Annotated in this window: 19 protein-coding genes and 1 pseudogene; 8 read left to right on the forward strand and 12 right to left on the reverse strand. The window is 65.9% G+C overall.

Annotated features, from left to right (window positions below):
- Positions 1–58: 58 nt before the first annotated feature.
- Positions 59–385 (reverse strand): hypothetical protein, encoded by a 327-nt coding sequence (locus CZ674_RS02315; protein ID WP_327078608.1) that lies wholly within the window; start codon positions 383–385, stop codon positions 59–61.
- 188 nt (positions 386–573) lie between these two features.
- Between CZ674_RS02315 and CZ674_RS02320 the strand changes: the two genes are divergently transcribed.
- On the forward strand, positions 574–1,620 hold the full coding sequence (locus tag CZ674_RS02320; RefSeq protein WP_086990896.1) for an IS110 family RNA-guided transposase: 1,047 nt from the start codon (positions 574–576) through the stop codon (positions 1,618–1,620).
- Between the two features lie 20 nt (positions 1,621–1,640).
- Here CZ674_RS02320 and CZ674_RS02325 read toward each other — a convergent pair.
- A pseudogene (locus tag CZ674_RS02325) lies at positions 1,641–1,937 on the reverse strand (transposase); the annotation flags it as partial.
- A gap of 79 nt (positions 1,938–2,016) precedes the next feature.
- Between CZ674_RS02325 and CZ674_RS02330 the strand changes: the two are divergent.
- On the forward strand, positions 2,017–2,769 hold the full coding sequence (locus tag CZ674_RS02330) for a VOC family protein (protein ID WP_086990897.1): 753 nt from the start codon (positions 2,017–2,019) through the stop codon (positions 2,767–2,769).
- Between the two features lie 312 nt (positions 2,770–3,081).
- Here the strand turns inward: CZ674_RS02330 and CZ674_RS02335 are convergent, their stop codons facing one another.
- The 10 genes from CZ674_RS02335 to CZ674_RS02375 form a co-directional block, all read right to left on the reverse strand.
- On the reverse strand, positions 3,082–4,803 hold the full coding sequence (locus CZ674_RS02335) for a copper resistance protein CopC (RefSeq protein ID WP_029153853.1): 1,722 nt from the start codon (positions 4,801–4,803) through the stop codon (positions 3,082–3,084).
- Positions 4,800–5,537, reverse strand: coding sequence for a YcnI family copper-binding membrane protein (locus CZ674_RS02340; protein ID WP_086990899.1), 738 nt, complete (start codon positions 5,535–5,537; stop codon positions 4,800–4,802). Before CZ674_RS02340 ends, CZ674_RS02335 begins: the two co-directional genes overlap by 4 nt.
- 64 nt (positions 5,538–5,601) lie before the next feature.
- The gene (locus tag CZ674_RS02345) at positions 5,602–6,192 is read right to left on the reverse strand and encodes a DUF5134 domain-containing protein (protein WP_051216734.1); all 591 of its coding nucleotides are present in this window, start codon (positions 6,190–6,192) and stop codon (positions 5,602–5,604) included.
- Between the two features lie 119 nt (positions 6,193–6,311).
- Positions 6,312–6,485, reverse strand: a complete 174-nt coding sequence (locus CZ674_RS14095; RefSeq protein WP_157560608.1) for a hypothetical protein — start codon at positions 6,483–6,485, stop codon at positions 6,312–6,314.
- Positions 6,486–6,511: 26 nt separating this feature from the next.
- A complete protein-coding gene (locus CZ674_RS02350; protein ID WP_086990901.1) occupies positions 6,512–8,767 on the reverse strand; it encodes a heavy metal translocating P-type ATPase in 2,256 nt (751 codons plus the stop codon).
- Positions 8,764–10,830, reverse strand: coding sequence for a cytochrome c oxidase assembly protein (locus CZ674_RS02355; RefSeq protein ID WP_036323209.1), 2,067 nt, complete (start codon positions 10,828–10,830; stop codon positions 8,764–8,766). The genes CZ674_RS02350 and CZ674_RS02355 overlap by 4 nt, the downstream gene beginning before the upstream one ends.
- Positions 10,823–11,050: a heavy-metal-associated domain-containing protein gene (locus tag CZ674_RS02360; RefSeq protein ID WP_086990903.1), complete on the reverse strand. Its 228-nt coding sequence runs from the start codon at positions 11,048–11,050 to the stop codon at positions 10,823–10,825. Before CZ674_RS02360 ends, CZ674_RS02355 begins: the two co-directional genes overlap by 8 nt.
- A gap of 77 nt (positions 11,051–11,127) precedes the next feature.
- Entirely contained in the window at positions 11,128–11,934 is an 807-nt protein-coding gene (locus CZ674_RS02365) for a M56 family metallopeptidase (RefSeq protein WP_029153849.1), read from the reverse strand.
- 4 nt (positions 11,935–11,938) lie between these two features.
- A complete protein-coding gene (locus tag CZ674_RS02370) occupies positions 11,939–12,322 on the reverse strand; it encodes a BlaI/MecI/CopY family transcriptional regulator (protein ID WP_029153848.1) in 384 nt (127 codons plus the stop codon).
- A 56-nt stretch (positions 12,323–12,378) separates the two neighbouring features.
- A complete protein-coding gene (locus CZ674_RS02375) occupies positions 12,379–13,365 on the reverse strand; it encodes a GlxA family transcriptional regulator (protein ID WP_036323205.1) in 987 nt (328 codons plus the stop codon).
- Positions 13,366–13,491: 126 nt separating this feature from the next.
- Here CZ674_RS02375 and CZ674_RS02380 point away from each other — a divergent pair, with 126 nt between their 5' ends.
- The 6 genes from CZ674_RS02380 (at position 13,492) to mobF (ending at position 19,542) form a co-directional block, all read left to right on the forward strand.
- Positions 13,492–14,514: an ABC transporter substrate-binding protein gene (locus CZ674_RS02380; protein ID WP_159456873.1), complete on the forward strand. Its 1,023-nt coding sequence runs from the start codon at positions 13,492–13,494 to the stop codon at positions 14,512–14,514.
- Positions 14,511–15,569, forward strand: coding sequence for a FecCD family ABC transporter permease (locus CZ674_RS02385; RefSeq protein ID WP_084644361.1), 1,059 nt, complete (start codon positions 14,511–14,513; stop codon positions 15,567–15,569). The genes CZ674_RS02380 and CZ674_RS02385 overlap by 4 nt, the downstream gene beginning before the upstream one ends.
- Positions 15,566–16,363: an ABC transporter ATP-binding protein gene (locus CZ674_RS02390; RefSeq protein ID WP_029153844.1), complete on the forward strand. Its 798-nt coding sequence runs from the start codon at positions 15,566–15,568 to the stop codon at positions 16,361–16,363. The genes CZ674_RS02385 and CZ674_RS02390 overlap by 4 nt, the downstream gene beginning before the upstream one ends.
- Complete coding sequence (locus CZ674_RS02395) at positions 16,360–17,190, forward strand: DJ-1/PfpI family protein (protein WP_086990907.1); 831 nt, start codon at positions 16,360–16,362, stop codon at positions 17,188–17,190. The genes CZ674_RS02390 and CZ674_RS02395 overlap by 4 nt, the downstream gene beginning before the upstream one ends.
- A gap of 198 nt (positions 17,191–17,388) precedes the next feature.
- Positions 17,389–17,697 carry an NUDIX domain-containing protein gene (locus tag CZ674_RS14330; RefSeq protein WP_234988384.1) on the forward strand — a complete coding sequence of 103 codons (309 nt, stop codon included), beginning with the start codon at positions 17,389–17,391 and terminating at the stop codon, positions 17,695–17,697.
- A 147-nt stretch (positions 17,698–17,844) separates the two neighbouring features.
- Positions 17,845–19,542, forward strand: a complete 1,698-nt coding sequence (mobF, locus tag CZ674_RS02405) for a MobF family relaxase (RefSeq protein WP_234988385.1) — start codon at positions 17,845–17,847, stop codon at positions 19,540–19,542.
- Positions 19,543–19,745: the final 203 nt, after the last annotated feature.

Genomic DNA, 19,745 nt, shown 5'->3' on the forward strand with positions numbered 1-19,745 from the left:
AGCCGTTCTACGTCAACGACGCGACGCTCCCCATCACCACGAACCGGGAAGAGCCCGTTTATTGGGGTACGGAGCCTATGGCCTCTTTCGGTTTCTCCCAGGTGAGCAAGTATCGGTAGTAGAGCCCACGACGGAGCTTTCGTCCAGGAAGGACTTTCCTGCTCACATGTCGGATTACCGCGAGGTTCTCGCGTGGTTCCGTGGTGGGGACTCCAACGTCGGCCGTCTCCCGGTGGAGGAGCGATCCGATCCTCACGAATAGAAGGGCAGCGGCCGAGAGGATCCAGTCGGACGGGGTGTGGTTCGCTGCGAGACCGACGACCATCAGGTGCCCTCCGGGGCGAAGCAGTGCTGCGGCTTGCTCGAGCGTGGGCTGGAGTTCCATGTGGTGGAGTGTCGCGACAAGGGCGATCATGTCGAACCGTGCGGCACCGGGTTCGAAGGAGGCAAAGCTGGTGCGTTGCAGCGAAATGCTCTCAGTGTCGTGCAGTCGGGTGTGTGACTCATTACAGATGTGACTCTTCGCGACCCTACGAGCCGGCGCCTGTCCGCATTCACTACTTGGAGGTTCTCGTGGTCCTTGTTGCCGAACAGTTCGAGCACGTCGTCGGCATCGACACGCATGCTCGCACGCACACCTACTGCCTTATCCATGCGCGCACTGGCGCACTCATCGATACCGCGACGTTCCCGACGTCAGCGGCCGGCAACGCCCGCGCAGTCAGTTGGATCGCTCGACGCGCCCACGGCACGAGCGTCCTCGCCGGTGTTGAGGGCACCTCATCCTACGGCGCAAGCATCACGGCCGTGCTGACCGAGACCGGGATCGAGGTTGCCGAAGTCCGACCTGCATCACGCGCATCGCATGCTCATACCGGAAAGTCTGACGCAATCGATGCTGAAGCCGCTGCTCGATCGCTACTTGGTCGCGACGTCGACAAGCTTGCGCAACCACGCCAGCCCGGTGACCGCGCGGCCTTGCGAGTCCTGCTCACCGCACGGTCGCTGATCGACCAGCAGCGCACCGCTAACCGCAATGCTCTCAATGCTCTCGCCCGCAGCGTCGACCTCGGCCTCGACGCACGCAAGCCCCTCACCGATGCCCAGATCAAGACCATCGCAGCATGGCGCATCCCTCGTGATGCAGAACCGGTGCGGGTGCTACGGGCCGAGGCCAAGCGTCTCGCCGCAACGATTCTGGAGCAAAGCGCCGCGCTCAACGTGAATCACAAACAACTCGCTGACCTTACCGAGCGCCTCGCCCCGGGACTTCAGGAACTGCCCGGAGTCGGCCCCGTCACCGGAGCCATACTCGTCACGGCATACTCACACCACGGACGCATCCGCTCAGAAGCCGCCTTCGCGGCGCTAGGCGGCATTGCACCGTTGCCCGCATCTTCGGGGAACAGCACCCGGCACCGCCTCTCGCGCTCAGGAGACCGACAACTCAATCGCGCTGTTGATGTCATCGTTCGAACTCGCATGAGCTACGACACCACCACTCGCACGTATGTTGCCCGGCGCCGTGCCGAAGGACGCACCGCACGCGAGGTCCGACGCTGCCTCAAGCGCTACGTCGTCAGAGCACTCTTCCGCGAGCTCCAGACTCGCATGACTTGACATCAGGCATAGAAGCGTCATTTTGGGGGCAGGATATGCGCCTGAGACAGATACGCCGCAGCCCGCCGGAGCACCTCATTCTCCATCTCCAGCTCCCGGATCCGCCGCAGCGCCGCCGTCATCTCGCGACGCTCGTCCGGATCGGTCGACGGGATCATCCCATGTGAGCGGAACCGGTCATCGCGAACCCATGTCTGCAGCGCGGTCTTCGAGATCCCGAGGTCCCTGCACACCTTCTTCTGCGACGAGCCCGCAGCGACCATCGCCACCGCGTCCCGCTTGAACTCATCGGAATAGATCTTCGGCACGATTGCCATCCTTCCAGCACGACCCCCAGCCGGGAATCATGCGGTCATGGACTCAACCGAACCTTCAGCAGACCCAAAGAAGCAGCACATGACCAACATCGGACCCGGCACTCCCGCGCTCATCGACCTCCAAACACCCGACGAGGATGCCTCCGTCCAGTTCTACAGCGCGCTGTTCGGCTGGACGATCGACGCACAGAACCCCAGCGGCTACCGCTACGCCCGCACCGACAAAGGAGCGATCATCGCCGGCATCCGCGCGGCCTACGGTGAGGCCACGCCAGCATGGACGCTCTACCTCGCCGCCGACGACATCGCAGAAACCGCACAGGGCGCGACCGTGCAGGGCGGGAGCATCCTGCACGGACCGGTCAACGTGCCGGGACAGGGAGGCGTCCTCATCTTCGCCGAACCGACCGGAGCCATCACCGGGTTCTCGCAGCCCGAGCCCGGCTACGAGTTTGCATCCCATACGCCCGGCACGTTCGCGTGGGCCGAGCTGCTGACTGCGGACGGCAAGGCGGATGACTTCTACTCGGCTCTCACCGGAGCGAGCGTGACCCAGCTTGGTGATGGCGAGCACTACGACTACACGATCTGGACTCCGGCCGGACAGCAGGTTCCCGTTGTAGGGCGACTCCGCACCGATGCTCCCGCAGGCTGGCGCGTCTACTTCGCCGTCGATCCCGACGTCGGCACAGACAAGGTCGTCGAGATCGCCGCCGCCCTCGGCGCTGCGACGCTCACCGAGCCGAACGACATCCCCGCCGGCCGAATCGCCATACTCGCTGACCCCACCGGCGCCGAGTTCGCGCTCCTGACTCCAACACCACGGAAGTGAATCCGCAGCAGATTCGATGATCTCCCAAGGCGGCGTTGCGCGCCTCGCGGCGAGACAACCTCCTGGCGGGCCCCGCCAACCGGTGACGGCTACGAGCTCAACTACCGCCGCAAATGGCGATCGCTCACTGTCAACACCCCTGCGCGCTACTACGCGAAGAAAGGAACGCCGTAGGGGCGCAAAGGTCGCAACGTCCGAATTATCGGTGTGTGCGAGACATAGTCTTGCCGCGGTGGCGCACAAGGGTGCGGCGTCGAACCGATCCGCGCATACATCGCCCCTGACGGCGACGGCTACCCCAGCGCACCGAAGCTAATTGATGGTGATGGGTATCGTGACGATCGGCTGCGCGAAGGTGGATACGCGGGCGAGCACTTGTATCTCCCATTCTCCGGTGACGGGCATGTCTAGATCCGCGGAGTATTGACCGGTTGCTGGGTCGAGTTCAGCTGTGGTCTGGAACGGCCCGAGATCGTGCTCGGCCTGGTGGGTGCGAATGGTCACTTCGTCGGGCGTGACTGGTTCGGCGTCGTATTCGAGTGTGAAGGTGATCCTGTTCTCGCCGGCCACCGCTGGTTCGAGCTCGCCCCGCAGCGATAGCCCCTGGGCATCCGCGTCGATAGTGACGGTCTGAGCGGTGGCGGCCGTGTTCTCGGTTGGCGTGTCGTGGTGTTCGTGTGTGGGGCTGAGATTGGTGAGGAAGCCGGTCAGGAGCAGAATGGCAATGAGGAGTGCGGCTTCGTAGCTGAGGGTTCGGGTCAGCGTCTGCCATTGCATGCGTGCGGTCGGTCGTGACGCGATGCGTGGGAGGAGTCGGGTTCTGTTGTAGGCGGCGATCGCGATGACGGGGATGATGATCCCGATCTTGAGCAGGAGGGTGAGCCCGTAGCTGGTCGTGACGAGAGCGTCGAGGCTTCCGACGATCATGATGCCCATGAGAGTTCCGCTGACTGCGAGGATAAAGACGCTCCAGACCGCGCCGCGGGAGAACCTCTGCACGACCTTCGCGGCGAGAGTCGGTGCGGTACGTGCCTCTTGGGTACTGGTCACGCGGGTGGCGGCGAGGAATAGGAGGAGGCCGAGGACTCCTCCTGTCCAGAAGGAGCCGGCGAGAAGGTGTCCGAGGTCGGCGGCGATGATCAGTGCTCGCGGTTCCATCAGTTGGGTGTGTCCGGCGAGCACGGGCGCAGCCAGCGCGAGGAGCGGCGGCAGCACGGCGAGCAGGCGCATCCCCCTGCGCTCCTGCTGACGCATCGATAGTACGGCGGCTCCGGCGAGTCCTGCGCATACGATGATGGCCGCAGCGACCGGTGCCCAGAGGACACCCGACCACCATGCAGTCGGATCGATCACCGCGGTCAGTGGGTTTCCGGTCACGTTGAGCGCTGACGTGGGTATGAGCAGCAGCGAGGCGGTTCCCGCTCCGATGCCGGTCAGTCGCAGGATGTTCCTGGACCAGTATTCAGGTGGTGCTGTGCTGCGCAGCACCAGTCGCTCGAACAGGATCAGGCCGGCGAAGACCAGGAGCGAGAGGTATTGCAGTGCCGTCAGGGCGCTGACGGCGAACTGGGTGTCTGGAGGTGTCGCGGTTTCCACGATGGGAGCCGTCGCGCTGTCCGCCTGGCCGTCTCCGATGGTGAAGGTGATCGCGCCGGAGATGGGGTGCCCGTCTGCTGAGACGACGCGGTAGCTCAGCGCGTAGCCCGCATCCGCTAGGTCGGCGGGGAGCGCGGCGATGACGCTGGTGTTGGTGACGTGCGCGTCGAGGGTGAGGGGGTTGTCATCGCCGGGAAACAGGCGGATGCTGCCGTCGATGAGCTGTACGGGCTCGTTGAACGTCAGCACCGCCTCAGCGGGAGCCTCATCGAGCACGGCACCGTTCTCCGGTGTCGTGGACAGCAACTCGGCATGCGCGGACGCTGCCTGCGCTCCCGTCAGCGTCAGCAGTCCTCCTAGGAGGAGGGCTGCCAGCGCACGGAGGACCAGGGCGGAACCCTGTCGCGGTGCGTGTTTCCCGGCGATGAGAGTGCTCACGCCTTCTTGCGTCCCCTCAGCAGCGCGATGACAGCGACGATGAGGCCGATACTGCCGACGGCGAGCGAGGTTACAACGAGCGGCGTCTGATCTGCAGGAGCCTCCGCGGATGCCGAATCCTCGTCGTGCGCATCGACGGTGGCGTCAGTGTTGTCACCGTGCCCGTGCGATCCTGCGTCACTGGCTGCGACGACGTCGACGCTGGGGGCTGGCGCGTCCAGATCGTGGCCGTCCTGGCCTTCTTCCGGGATCTGCACCCAGGCGGTCTCGCCCTGCTCGCAGGTCTGCACAGTCGGGAAGTACAGGGCGGTGTCGGCGGCGTCCTCGGGGATCTGCAGCGAGAGTTCGAACGCGTCTCGCTGCCCATCGGGGAGCGGCGTCGCCGCCGTGTAGACGACCTGCGCGACGCGTTCGGTGACCTCGTTGCCGTGGCTGTCAGTGATCGGGGTGTCGAGGTCTTCCATCACCTTCTCGACGGTGTACAGGCTGTTGCGGGTGGGTGTGACGGCGTTGATGCCCTCGGGGATCTGGATCGCCACCTCCGTCGTCGCAGCCCCATCGCATCCATGTGGCACGCTGAACGTGAGGATCGAGTACGAGCCCGCCTCCACCGGGCCTTCCGCGATACTGACGTGTGCGTTCGCAGCGACGGCACCGCCCAGAACCAGTGCGGCAGTAGCCGCGAGGGCTCCGGTTCCGATCAGAAGGGGCCTCTTGGTGCGTCGTGTGTTCATGGTGTCTCTCTTTCTTGTTGGCCCGCCGGCAGGAGCGGCGGATTGATGGTGGTGTTGAGGGTTTTTAGCCGGTGATCATCGGCCAGCACATCGCTGCCATGCCGAAGCTCATGAGAGTCCCGGAAGCGACGTCGCCGGTGTGTCCGAGCCAGGTCGTGCGACCGCGCAGGCAGCGGATGAGCTCGACGAGAAAAAGGACGCCGGATGTCGTCAGCGCCGCGGTGATGGCAACCCCTGTCAGGGCGGCCCACGGCTCGAGTCCGCCATGGTGGTGGGCATGCATCGTGGCGTCGGTTCCGGAAGGCATCGCGAGGATCATCCAGACCATCGCGAGCATCATGCCCGCGTGTGCCACCTGATGCCACGCGCTGTGTCCGCCCACGGCAGCCCGGGTGATGCGACGCCGCGTCTGGAGGAGCACGATCGCACCGAACCAGGCCGTGCCGGCCGAGAAGAAGAGCGTCTGCGGGAGTGGCGGCAGTACGGTCCACCACGGCCAGCACATGGCGATCATCACGAGGCTCATCACCAGGTGCAGAGCGTTGCCCACGATGAGCAGCGGCTTGCGGTCTGTGAAGAGTCGCAGTGTTGCGTAGGCGGCGGTCGCGGAGAAGGCGAGTGTCAGCGTCCATTGGAGCACCGGGTCAGACAGCATGCCACACACCTTATCTCTACAACATGTAGTAGCTACATTAGCGGGGTGGCGATCGCGAGGTCAAAGCGCCTGCGCACAGCGTCTCCCCGGGTGAGCCGGCTCGGGCTCCCGCGAGGGCGCTACCGCCTGCGCAGGCGTTCGACGCCTTTGCGCACCCGAAAGGCAACGGAGTCCCATTCGTCGCGCAGGGTGGGATCTGAGAGCTGTGGGGGCCGTGGCGGTGTGGTGAGGGCGATCCAGAGCACGAGGAGGTAGAGCGTCGCGGCAAGGGACAGCGGCAGGAAGAACTCCATCGGGGTATCTGTCTTCTGGCTTTCTCCTACCGGGTGCTGCGCACGCGCTGGATGCGGAGGCTGTTGTAGACGACGAGGACGGAGGACAGGGACATCGCGGCGGCGGCGATGAGGGGGTTCAGGAACCCGGCAGCAGCGATCGGGATCGCGGCGATGTTGTATCCGAAGGCCCAGCCGAGGTTGGTGCGGATGGTGCGGAGGGTCTTGCGGGAGATCGCGATCGCATCCGGGATGACGTGGAGGTCGTCGCGGACGAGGATGATGTCCGCGGCTTTGAGGGCGATGTCGGTGCCGGACACGAGCGCGAGCCCGAGGTCCGCGGTGGCGAGGGCGATGGCGTCGTTGATGCCGTCGCCGACCATCGCGACCTTTTCTCCGGCTGCTTGGAGTTCGCGGACGACGTCTGCTTTCTGGGCAGGGGCGACGCCGGCGTGGACGCGTTCGATGCCGAGTTCGGCCGCGATGCGAGCACCGGCAGCGGGGCTGTCGCCGGTGAGGAGCACGGTGGTGAGGTTCTGGGCGTGCAGCGCTGTGATGGCGTCCGCGGCGCCGGGCTTGATGGTGTCGGCGAGGGCAAGGAGCCCGATCAGCTGCCCGTCGCGAGCGACGAGAGCGACGGTGTGCCCGTGCTCGTGGGCGTCCGCGAGCGCTGCGGCCGCCGGGGTGAGGTCAATGCCGTGCTCGCGGAGCAGGTCGGCGTTCCCGACGAGGAGGGTGCTCCCTGTGATGCGGGCGGTAGCACCGAGGCCGGGGAGGGCGGTGAAGTCCTCCAACGGGTGAAGGTCGGTGACGTGGGCGCGGGCGGCGTCCTGGATGGCGTGCGCGATCGCATGCTCGGAACCCTGCTCCACAGAGGCTGCGAGACGCCACAGTTCGTGATCGGCGATTCCGAAGGGGGTCGCGGTTTCGACGGTCATGCGTCCGGTGGTGAGGGTTCCGGTCTTGTCGAGGACGACGGTGGTGATGGTGCCGGAGGCTTCGAGGGCGTCGTGGCCTTTGATGAGGATGCCGAGGGTCGCGGCCCGTCCGATCCCGACCATGAGTGCGGTCGGCGTTGCGAGCCCGAGTGCGCAGGGGCAGGCGATGATGAGGACGCTGATCCCGATGCCGAACGCCTGCGCGAACGGGGTGCCGGTGAATGTCCAGGCGACGGTGACGATGATCGCGAGGGTGATGACGGCGGGGACGAACCAGGTGACGATGCGGTCGACGAGGTTCTGCACTCGCGCTTTGCGGGCCTGGGCCTGCTCGGTGAGGGCGGCCATCTGCGCGAGCTGGGTGTTGGCGCCGACCGAGGTCGTGGTCACCTCCAGGCGACCGTCGGTGCTGATCGTCCCGCCGGTCACCGCGGCTCCGGGGCCGACGGGCACGGGGACGGGTTCCCCGGTCATCATGCTCGCATCCACCGCGGCCGTGCCCGCGTGGACGATGCCATCGGCGGGGATCGTCTCACCCGGAAGGACGACGAAGGTGTCGCCGACGCGGAGTGCGGTTGCGGGTTCGATCGTCTCGACGCCGTCGCTAACGACCCGGACGTGAGTGGCGGCGAGGGCGTTCAGAGCGCCGAGGACATCGCCGGCTTTGCGGCGGGAACGGGTCTCGAAGTACCGGCCGGCGAGTTGAAAGGTCGTCATTCCGGCGGCGACGTCCAGATAGATGGAGTCGGCGCCTGCGGGGGTGACGCCGAAGCCGAGCCAGTAGCTGGCGGCTTCGGTGGTGCCGAACCCGAGCAGCAGGGTGAGGATCGCCCATCCGAAGGAGGCGGCGATGCCGAGGGAGACGAGGGTGTCCATGCTGACTGCGCCGTGGCGCAGGTTGCGGAGCGTGGCCCGGTGGAATGGCCACGCGGCCCAGGTCACGATCGGCAGGGCCATCAGCACGCATACCCATTCCCAGCAGGGGAACCGCCACCCGGGGACGAGGGCGAGAACGATAGTGATGTCCATCAGCGGGACAGTGAGCAGCGCGGACACAGCCAGGCGACGCCGGAGGGAGGAGATCCGTACCTCGGTGGCGCGCGTCGACCAGGTGTCGTCGCTGCCCTCGCGTAGGTGCGCACCGTATCCGGCGTTCTCGACCTGACGGATCGCCGTGGGCACCTCGCTGTCGGGAAGGCCGGTGATGATGGCGCGTTCGGTGGCGTAGTTGACGCTCGCCGTCACACCATCGAGCTTGCCCAGTGCGCGCTCGACGCGTCCCGCGCAGGCGGCGCAGGTCATCCCGGAGATGTCGAGCTCTACCGGGGTGAGATCCACCGGTGTGGTGGTGTCCGTGGTCGTCATGAGTGGGTGTCCTCTCGGACGGTCGGTCGGGGGCCGGGTCGGGTGGCGTCGCGGTCGGCGAGGCGCTGGAGCATCTGGTTGTAGGCGTCGTACTCGTCGTCGCGGCCGGTGTCGAGGTGCCGGTCCTTACGGCGGGCATCTGTGGCGTCTTGCCGGCTCCACTGGATGGCGAGTGCGACGATGACGATCATCAGCGGGATCTCCCCGCCCGCCCACGCGACGCCGCCGCCAAGGTATTGCTGGGCCTGCAGGTCGGCCCAGGGCAGATCGAGGTAGCGGTAGAAGGTCTCGGCGATGATCACATGGCTGGTCATCAGGATCACGCCGAAGAACGCATGGAACGGCATCGCCGCCAGCACATACCCGAGCTTGCCGATATGCGGGAGAGGCCGTGGGGGCCGGTCGACGCCGATGATGAGACTGTAGTAGAGGTAGCCGACGATGAGGAAGTGCAGGTTCATGAGCTGGTGCGCCCAGTGGAACCGCATGTAGTCGCCGAAGATGCCCGTGAGATACAGGCCGTAGTAGGAGCCGACGAAGACCACGAACACGATCAGCGGGTTGTAGAGGAACTGCAGCACCCGCCAGTGCAGCACCCACGTGATCCAGTCGTGCAAGCCCGCCGGTTTCGTCCGGTCCGAGCGGGATGCCCGTAGCAGCAGTGTGACGACGCCTCCGAGGACGAGAAGCCCCGGGGCGAGCATGTTCAGCGACATATGCACGATCATGTGCACCCCGAAATCCGGGGCCGAGTACTTCCCGAACCCAGAGCTCGTGGCGACGACCACAACCGTCCACCCGCCGATCCACGCGGCCGTCCGCCCGAGAGGCCACCGATCACCCCGGCGGTGCAACGTGCGCACAGCGACCAGGTAGACGATGATCGCCGCCGCGGCGATACCCAGGAACAGCAGGTTCGGACGCCACTGCCCGAACAACACACCGAGCGTCGGAGCGTCAGGGACCTCGAAGCCCATGAAGACCTGCTCGATGCTCGTCGGCACGAAGTACTGCGGCGGCGGCTGCCTCGTCATCGCCACACCGACCCCGGTCCACCCCGCCACCGCCACGGCCGCCAGGGAGAGGAGCCCGGTGATGTGCCCGGCCCGCAGCTTTCCTCGCCGGGCGAGGATCGCGGCGACGACAAACACCACCGTGATGACGACCAGGCAGGCGAAGCCAGCGAGAATCAGCCACCCGGTCAGCGAGGCGGCGATATCGCCACCAGCGAGCTTGAACACGGCGATGATCACATCGGAGACGACGATGACGGGAAGCGCGACGACCCCGATCCGGAACAGTCGCCGCAAAGTCAGCGGCGAGACAAGCCGCCCGGAGACCACGCGCATGACGGCGACCAGTGCCGCCCCGAAGAACGCGTTCACAGCGATGGTCTGGAAGATCGCCGCGTCACTGCCGAAGTCATGATCGGGGCCCACGAGCACTTGCCCAGACACGACAGGGGCGAGCACCGCGATTCCGGTCGCCCACAACGGGATCATCAGGCCCGTCCACCGTTCCGAGAAGAACGAGACGAAGAAAACGATCAACGCCGCCAGGAAACTGATCGTCCACGCCTTCGGCGCATAGCTCGCCTCCCACAGGAACGGCAACGCGCTGGGCGTCGCCAGGCGCGCCAACGGAGTGCCATTGGAATCAAGAGCCTCGAAGACCACCAGCGCACCTGCGCACACGGCCCATGCCCCCGAAGCGATGCGCAGCACCGTGATCTCGAAACCCTCCGAGAGATAGCGCGCCGTGCGGGCAGGCGCATCCCTCAGGAACAACAGATGCACCAGCGCACCACTGGTCACCAAGGTGGCGAGCTGCGCGCCGGAGAGCAGACTGGTGGTGATCACAGCCACATCGACGCCCGGATATCCGACATGTAGAAGGTCATACGGTGCTTCGCCGAGCATGACCGCCACGACAATCGGGAAGGCGATGAGCGCGAGGGCGGCTCCGCCGATTAGAAGCGCGGCCACCGCAGTCAAGGGTTTACGCACTCGAGGATCCGGCATGGGCGCGGACGCTGCAGTGGTGGCCGCGATGGTGTCAGACATCCACCACTGCGGGCCAGGACCGCACCGTGTAGCCGGCATCATCGACAGCCGACTCCACCACAATCAGATCAAGGGGCCTCTCGTGGGCGAGAAGAACGCGACCGGAAGCGGCATCCACCTGGACATCGACGACACCCGAGAGCGCGGAAAGCTCGGCCGTAACAGCGCGCTCGCAGTGCTCGCAGGTCATCCCGTTCACCCAGAACTCGAACTCGGCCATGACTACTCCTCCTGACACCCAACCACTCCGATAACTCTACATCGTGTCGTAGACAAGGGTGGCCGGTGCCGGCGAGGTCAGGCGCGTGCGAGGGCTGCGGCGCGCTGGCTCCGCGGCTTCTTCCAGCGGCGGAGGGTGAGCCGGTCTGCGCGAAGCTCAAGGCCGGGATCGGCCGTGTTATGCCCCATCGTCGCGAGGGCGTTGGCGAGGTGGACGGCACCGGCGCGACGAGCGGCTGCATCGTCCGCGATGAGTTCGATCAACAGGAGAGTGGCCCGCTTGAGCGCTCGCCCGGCCGGGAACCGCTTGGGCAAGCAGAGCGCGTTGATCTCAGCAATTCGCACCGCCCACCCGTGATGCTGACGCAGATGAGCACGCTCATGCTCGATCACGGCACGAAGCTGCGGGTCGCTCAACAGCTCCTTGAGCGCGGTAGAGAGGAAGATCTCTGGCTCCCCAGAAGGCACCGCACACGCCACCGGCTCCTCGGAATCGAACCACACGAGGGTGACACCATGCGAGTGCTCGCGGGAGACTGCCACCGGGGCGAAGCGTCCGACCGCCTCCCGCCACGAGTCGGCGAGCGGCTCCGCGGACGCGGAGACAAGAGCGATCACCGCGGCCAGCACACCCAGGCTCAACCAGCCAACGAGCGTCAGCACCAGCGCTTCACCTGAACTCGCAGGATTCACCCCGCCGACGGCACCCAGCAGTGCAATAGCGGCGGAGGTCACCGCGAATCCGATTCCAGCGAAGAAAGCGCAGAACCACAGCGTCAGAGCGGTCCGTGGGCGGCGCACCTGCCACCGGCCCGCCGTCAACATGAGAGGCGAGAACAGCAGAATGAGCACCGCTGCGGCGAGGAAGGAGCCGGTGGCGATCAACGGCTCACCTGCGCTTGCGGGAAGTCTTGCCGGTGATCGCGCCGCGGAGCAGATCGAGGTCCTCCTCGGCGAGGTTCCCGGCGAACTGCAATAGAGCAGCCTGCCGGTCTCCGGCTCCATCGAGGGCGGTCATCATCGACCGGCCGACATGCTCGTCCCCGCTTCGCGCCGCACGGAAGCGAACCTTCCGCGGAGAGTCGCCGGAGCGGACGACATCGCCCTTCTTCTGCAAACGCTCCAGCGCCGTCATCAACGTCGTATACGCAGGAACGTGACCCGTGAACACCGCCTGAATATCACGGGCGCTCAACGGCTCGGACGCCTCCCAGAGGATGCGCATGACGGTGCCCTCGAGTTCCCCTCGTTCACGCGTGCGCTCACCCGCCATCTGCCACCTCCACTCTGCATGTCAATCGATCATCAAATCTACATCACGTCGTAGGCTCAAGGTGAAGCAACGCCTGCTCGGGCGTGGGTAAACGCCTTTCGATACTCGCGCGGGCTGGTTCCCGTAGCGCGGCGGAAGTGCTGACGGAAGTTCGCGGGGCTGCCGAGGCCGCACAGGCTGCTGATGTATTCGATGGTCCAGTCGGTGGACTCCAGTAGCTCGCGAGCGTGGTCGATGCGTGCACTGTTGAGCCATCGGATGGGCGTGGCGCCCAGTTCTTCGGTGAATCGCCGCTCGAATGTTCGCCGCGGAATCCTGGCGTGAGCGGCGAGATCGGCGACGGTCAGCGGCTCGTGAAGGCGCCCCAGCGCCCACTCCTGAGTGCGACCGATATCTCCGGAGGCCACCGCGGCCACCGGCCGGCGGATGAACTGGGCCTGTCCCCCGTCGCGATAGGGGGCGGCGACGATGGTGCGGGCGATGTCGTTGGCGACGGCGGCGCCGCGGTCTGATCGCAGGAGGTGCAGGCAGAGATCGATGCCGCTAACGACTCCCGCCGAGGTGAGGACGTCGCCTGAGTCCACGAAGAGCACGCCGGGGTCAATCTCTGCTACGGGATAGCGGCAGGAGAGCTCGTCCGCGTGGCACCAGTGGGTGGTGGCGCGTTTGCCGTCGAGCAATCCTGCTGCGGCGAGAGCGAAAGCGCCGGTGCAGATGGAGGCGATGCGTGCGCCGTTGCCGTGTGCAGCGCGCAGCGCTTCAGCGACGTCGTCCGGCACGCTGTCGAGGAAACCGCGGAAAGCGGGCACGATCACCGTGTCCGCGACGGCGACGGCGTCGAGTCCGAGCTCGACCACGATCGGCCACCCGTGATCCGTCGGCACGAGGCCTGCCTGGCGTCCGCACAGGACGACGTCGTAAGCCAAGTGCGGTGCCCCAAACACGACGAAAGGCATGCATATTTCCAGCGGCATCATGTGCTCCAGCGCGAGCACCGCGATGCGATGCCGCTGCGTGACCGCGGCGGTTTGCGCGTGCGACATGGCGGAAATCTATCCTTCCCGGCGGTTCCTGCCTCTGTTGTCCTGGTGGTTCCTTCGGGACAATTGATATCTCTACAACATGTAGATTCTATCGTTCCGGCCTGTCCGGACGCAGGACAGGACGTCATGACCAGGATTCACAGCGCAACAACCGTCGCAGCAGCCGCTCTCCTCCTCGCCCTCGCAGGATGCTCGGCGTCATCGCCAGCCCCGTCCTCATTGGCGGATGCGGAGACACCATCATCGGAGGCGGGGTATCCCGTGTCGATCGAGAACTGCGGGAGGACGTTGACCTTCGACGCTGCACCCGAGCATGTCGTGAGCCTGTGGCAGGCGCCGACCGAGATGATGCTAGCCCTGGGCCTCGGCGACCATCTCGTCGCCCGGGCCGGCGACTACGCGGCGTACCCCGCCTCGTTGGCGGAAGAGGCGGAAGAGATCCCGTCGATCGGATCGGCCATGGGGTGGCCGTCGAAGGAGGTGCTGCTCAGCGAGGGTGCCGATCTCGTGCTTGGTCAGTCGCTGGAAGGCTACGCGTTCGACACGTCCCAGGGATATGCGTCGGTGGAGCAGATCGAGAATAGCGGAGCACAGGTCTACGGGGCGAATATCTGCGACGCCGACGGTGGGGACGCCATCGCGATGACCCTGGACACCCCCATCGATACGCTGCGCGATCTGGGGGTTATCTTCGGCGTCAGCGACCGGGCAGAAGAGCTCATCGCAGATCTCGAGCAGGACAAGCAGACCGTCATCGACGCCGTCGAAGGAAAAGACACCGTGGAAGTCGCCTTCTACAACGGCGGCGAGGGCCCGCTCATCGTGCTCGCAGGCGGCATCTACGACGACGCCATCGAGACGGCAGGCGGCCGAAACGTGTTCCCTGCGGACTCCGTCTACGTCAGCAAGGAGGACTTCGCCGCTTCAGACGCGGAGGTCGTCCTCGTCGGAACCTTCGAGGGACAGGACTACGACACCCTCCGCGCCTACCTTGAGCAGACATTCCCCGACCTTCCAGCGGTGCAGGCCGGGAATCTCGTGGAGATCCCCGTCGATGACACCGACGCATCCGTGACCGTGATGCGAGGACTGACCGAGATCGCGAACGCCCTGCACTCGGAGCTGGAACTGACGGTTCCCGCGCCGTGACGCGAACCGAATCCGTGATCGGTGCACCGCATCGGCCACGGATCGCTGTCGGCGTGTTCATCCTCGCCTCCGTTGCCGCCCTGATCCTCTCGGTCGGCGTCGGTTCGGTGACGGTGTCGCCGGATCGGATCATTACCGTCATCGCCGATCATCTGTTGCCCTGGACTATCCCGACCTCGGCGACGGACATCGAGACGCGCATCATCTGGGAGTTCCGCCTTCCGCGGGCACTGCTGGGTTTCGTCGTCGGTGCGGCGCTCGCTGTCGCCGGTGCTGTCTTGCAGGCTGTCGTCCGCAACCCGCTCGCCGACCCGTTCGTCTTCGGTGTCTCCTCCGGGGCCTCGGTCGCGGCGGTGGCGACGTTGACGCTCGCGACCGGGGCTCTCGCGGTCGTCTCGGTGCCGATCGCCGCGTTCGCCGGCGCACTGGCGACAACGTTGATCGTCTTCCTCCTCGCGCAGCAGCGCGGGCGAGTGACGCCGAACCGGCTCGTGCTCGCGGGCGTTGCGATGTCCTATCTGCTGAGCTCGATCACCAGCTACCTCGTGCTGCGGGCCAGCTCACCCGGGGAAGGAGTGACGTCCGTGCTCTCCTGGCTCTCCGGTAGCCTCGCCGCCGCGGAATGGGACGGCCTCGGGCTCCCTTCAGCGGTGCTCGTGATCACAATCGCCGTTCTCGTTCTGCTCGCCCGCGTTTTGAACGCGTTTCTCGTCGGAGACGAGACTGCGGCAAGTCTCGGTATCGATGTCGGACGGGTCCGCCTCGTCCTGTTCGTCATCACGTCTCTTCTGGTCGGCGTCGTTGTCGCCGTCAGCGGGGCAATCGGATTCGTGGGCCTTGTCGTGCCCCACGCCATGCGCATGATCGTCGGCTCGGATCACCGCTGGCTGCTTCCCAGCTCTGCTCTAGCGGGAGGCCTGCTGCTGGTCGTGGTGGACATCGTTGCCCGGACCGTCCTCGCCCCGACGGAGCTTCCTGTCGGGCTGCTCACCGCGGCGATCGGAGCACCGTTCTTCCTGTGGCTGCTGCGCCGGTCCGGACGGAGCGCGACATGAATCAGCCAGACCGCACAGTAGGTGCCCGGCTCGACGTTGAAGGTGTGAGCGTGCAGGTCGCCGGACGGCGCATCATCGACCGGGTCTCCCTCACCGCGGACGCAGAGGTGGTCGGGCTCGTCGGACCGAACGGGAGCGGCAAATCCACCCTCCTCAGAACGATCTATCGCATGCTCTCACCGACATCCGGGCGTGTCGTCGCGGACGGAGACGAAGTTTGGCAGATGCGTGCACGAGATGCCGCCCGCATTACCGCAGCTGTCGTTCAGGACGGTCCGACAGATCTCGAGCTCACCGTCGCAGAATGCGTCGCGACCGGCCGGGTGCCCCATGGCCGTCTCCTCGGCGCCGACAGCCGGGACGATCGCGCTGCAATCGAACACGCGATGTCCGTCACGAACGTCACCAACTTCGCAGCGCGACCGGTCGCAACCCTCTCCGGAGGGGAGCGGCAACGGGTGCACCTCGCACGCGCCCTCGCGCAGCAGCCGCGAATCCTCGTGCTCGACGAGCCCACGAACCATCTCGACATCCGACACCAGCTCGAACTCCTCGCCCTCGTCCGCGATCTCCGCATCACCATCCTGGTGACGCTGCACGACCTCAACCTCGCGGCCGCCTACTGCGACCGCATCGCCGTCCTCTCCAACGGCGTCGTCGCTGCCGACGGGACACCCCAGGACGTCTTCACCCCTGAACTGCTGCGTCGCGTCTTCGGGGTCACCGCGGCCACGATCACCAACCCTCTGACCGGCCGCACCCAGCTTGTCTACACCGATAGGAGCACACCATGACCGATACACACGACAACCTCCACCGTGACTGGGACGCCATGCACCACGACCAGCCCTCGATGGCTACAGATGCAACGCGCGACACGGAAGTTCAGGCCGCGTGGGACCGTTCCGTCGCCGCACACGAAGCGCTCGCTGCCCGACCCGGCGTCACCTTCCAGGCAGACGAAGAGATCGTCATCGTCCTGCACCCCGGGTTCGACACCCTCGACGCAATCGGCCCACACTACTTCCTCAGCTCCATGCTCGGCGCAACCATCCATCTCGCCACAACCGGCGAACCCGGAGCGCCAGTCGTTAGTGCGGGCGGGCTCCCGCTGACGCCGACGATCGCGCTGGCAGACGTCGCCGACGCGCCGACCGTGCTCCTCGTACCCGGCGGAGACACCAGTGTCCTGACCAACGACCCTCACGCGATGACCGATATTCGTCGCCTGGGATACGCGGCGCAGGTCGTCGCGAGCGTTTGCACCGGCGCCATCGCCCTCGCCGCCGCCGGCCTCCTCCACGGGAGGCGAGCTACCTCACACTGGTCTGTCCGCCACCTCCTCGCCGGCTATGGGGCAACGCCTATCGACGAGAGAGTCGTCGTCGACGGGAACGTTATGACTGCCGCGGGCGTCACCGCCGGCATGGACCTCGCCTTACGCCTGGTCGGACGTCTTCGAGGTGACGAGTACGCGCAGTTCCTTGAACTCGGAGCGGAGTACGCACCAGAACCACCATTCGGCACAGGCACACCGGGCAAAGCCGGAACTGAACTCACCGCACTCGCGCAAGACTTCTTCGCCACCGTCGAACACGGACTACGCGCACCGGCTACTTAGAACCCTGAAACGCCCTGAAGCCAGAGCCGCCTAACGTCCGTAGAGCGCGCCCATACACCACCGCGAACCCGCTTCTCTGTTGAATGCGCGGAGGCTACAGCGGTCGCCGTAGATAGGGGATGTCAGTAACGCTGTGGTCCCAGGTGATCGGGTTCGCCTAAGCACGGGCCGCACCGGGAGCTGGCTAAGGTCGAGAGCATGGATGGGATCGTGCTCGCGGTAAGTGCCGTCGTCGTTGACGCACAAGGACGCGTGCTGCTCGTCAAACGTGGTACAGAGCCGGAGAAGGGCTGTTGGTCGGTCCCAGGAGGCAGCGTCGATCCGGGTGAGATGCTGGCGGAATGCGCCGCGCGGGAAGCGTTCGAAGAAACCGGGCTGCACGTCCAGATCATCCGAGAACTGTGGGTGGCAACCGTACCAACCGGCGACGGACATCAGTTCGAGATTCATGATTTCCTGACGACGCCCGCTGGGTCGCGCCCGACGAGCTCCACCGTCTCCCGCTGACCACCGGACTCGTCGGCTATCTGGAACGAGCAGGACTCATCCCGACAACCTGGGCCGCGCCCATAAGTCCAACTCACTCAGCCAGCCCGGACAAGGCACTCCGTCTTCGGCACGGCCTGGCGGAGGGCCGTCGCGTACCTATCGGGTGTGACGGTGTCGATCAGGGTGATGACCGCCGGGGATGGATACCGGTACCTGCTGAACTCCGTCGTCACCGGCGACGGGGACCGTGACGCCGCCTCTGCGTTGACGAGGTACTACCTGGAATCGGGAACACCTCCAGGCGCATGGATCGGGTCTGGACTTGTCGGTCTTTCAGGCGGCGTGACGGCGGGCGCGACGGTGACCGAGGAGCAGTTGCGGCAGTTGATGGGTTACGGGCAGGACCCGAACAACGGCGAGCAATTGGGGCGTCCGTACCGGACGTTCGCAACCGCAACGGAACGGGTCGAGCGTCGTCTCAAGAAACTCTCGGACTCACTCACCGACGAGGAGCGTGCGACCCAGACCACGCTGATCGAGGCCGAAGAAGCGGCAAAGCCGACGGACGCGCCGGTGGCGGGGTTCGATTTGACGTTCTCGGTGCCGAAGTCCGTCTCCACCCTGTGGGCGGTTGCCGACGGTGGCACGCAGGCGCTGATCACCCAGGCCCACCACGCCGCGATCCACGATGTGATCGCCCTGATCGAGCGAGACGTCGCGATGACCCGGATCGGTGCGAAAGGACCGCGGGGCGCAGTAGCCCAGGTCGAAGTACAAGGCGTAATCGCGACTGCATACGACCACTACGACTCCCGTGCGGCGGATCCGCAGCTGCACACGCATGTGGTGGTCGCGAACCGGGTCCAGGCCGTTCATGACGGGAAGTGGCGGACCCTTGACTCTCGCGCGATTCATGCGGCGGTGACGGGGTTGTCGGAGCATTACAACGCGGTCCTCTCCGATCACCTCACAGCGATGCTCGGGGTGGGGTGGGAGGCGCGGGAGCGTGGTGTGGGGCGGTCGACGGCGTGGGAGATCGCCGGTGTGCCGCAGGCGCTGATGGACGCGTTCTCTTCCCGCACCCGTGATATCGAGCAGGTCAAGGACCGCCTCGTCGCCGAGCACGTGGTCAAGCATGGGAGGCAGCCGTCTCCGAAGTTGTTGTGGCAGTTCCGGCAACAGGCCACGTTGGAGACACGGCCTCCGAAGCAGCACCACTCTCTGAGCGACCTAACCGCCCAGTGGCGGGAACGTGCCACCGAGCTGCTCGGGGAGGATGCTCCGACGTGGGCCACAACGCTCCTGTCCAGGAGTGCCGGGGAGCCGTTGTTGCGCGCGGACGACATCCCATTGGGGGATCTCGAGCAGGTTGCCGAGGTGGTGGTGGCGCGGGTGGGTGATCGTCGGGCGACGTGGAAACGATGGAATCTGCATGCGGAGGCTGTCCGGCAGACGATGGGACTCCGGTTCGCGTCTGCGACCGACCGCGACCACATCACTCACCAGATCGTCGACGCCGCAGAACGAGTGTCGCTGCGTCTGACACCGCCGGAGCTCGCGTCGAGCCCGCCGACATTCCGCCGCCCAGACGGGTCCAGTAGGTTCCGCCCGAAGGCCGCGACTGTGTTCTCTTCCGAACAGGTCCTCGCTGCCGAAGACCGTCTCCTGGACGCGTCGAACGACAGGTCTGCGCCGACGGTGCCGCTCATGTGGATTGAGCAGGCCGCGCGGACGAAGAACCGCGACGGGAATGTGTTGTCGCCGGATCAGGAGCGGGCGATCGCGAAGATCGGCGTCTCCGCCCGCACCCTCGACGTATTGGTCGGTCCGGCAGGGACGGGGAATACCACGTGTTGGGTTTGACGCGTCTGAAAAGCGCGGCGTGTCAGGCTGAGGACACGTGAAATCTACAGCCCCAACCGTCAATGGCGGAACGCAGATCACTCGCCGCCCGCATCTGCTCTACTGCAGAGCGAGGTTCGGGGAATCGTCACCATGCCTCGCGGCGACCTCGCTCGCCGCTGAACGATGGCCGAGCTGAGCCACATGGTGTACCACTTGACCCC

This window comes from Agrococcus casei LMG 22410, from assembly GCF_900163565.1.
GTDB classification, from domain to species: domain Bacteria; phylum Actinomycetota; class Actinomycetes; order Actinomycetales; family Microbacteriaceae; genus Agrococcus; species Agrococcus casei.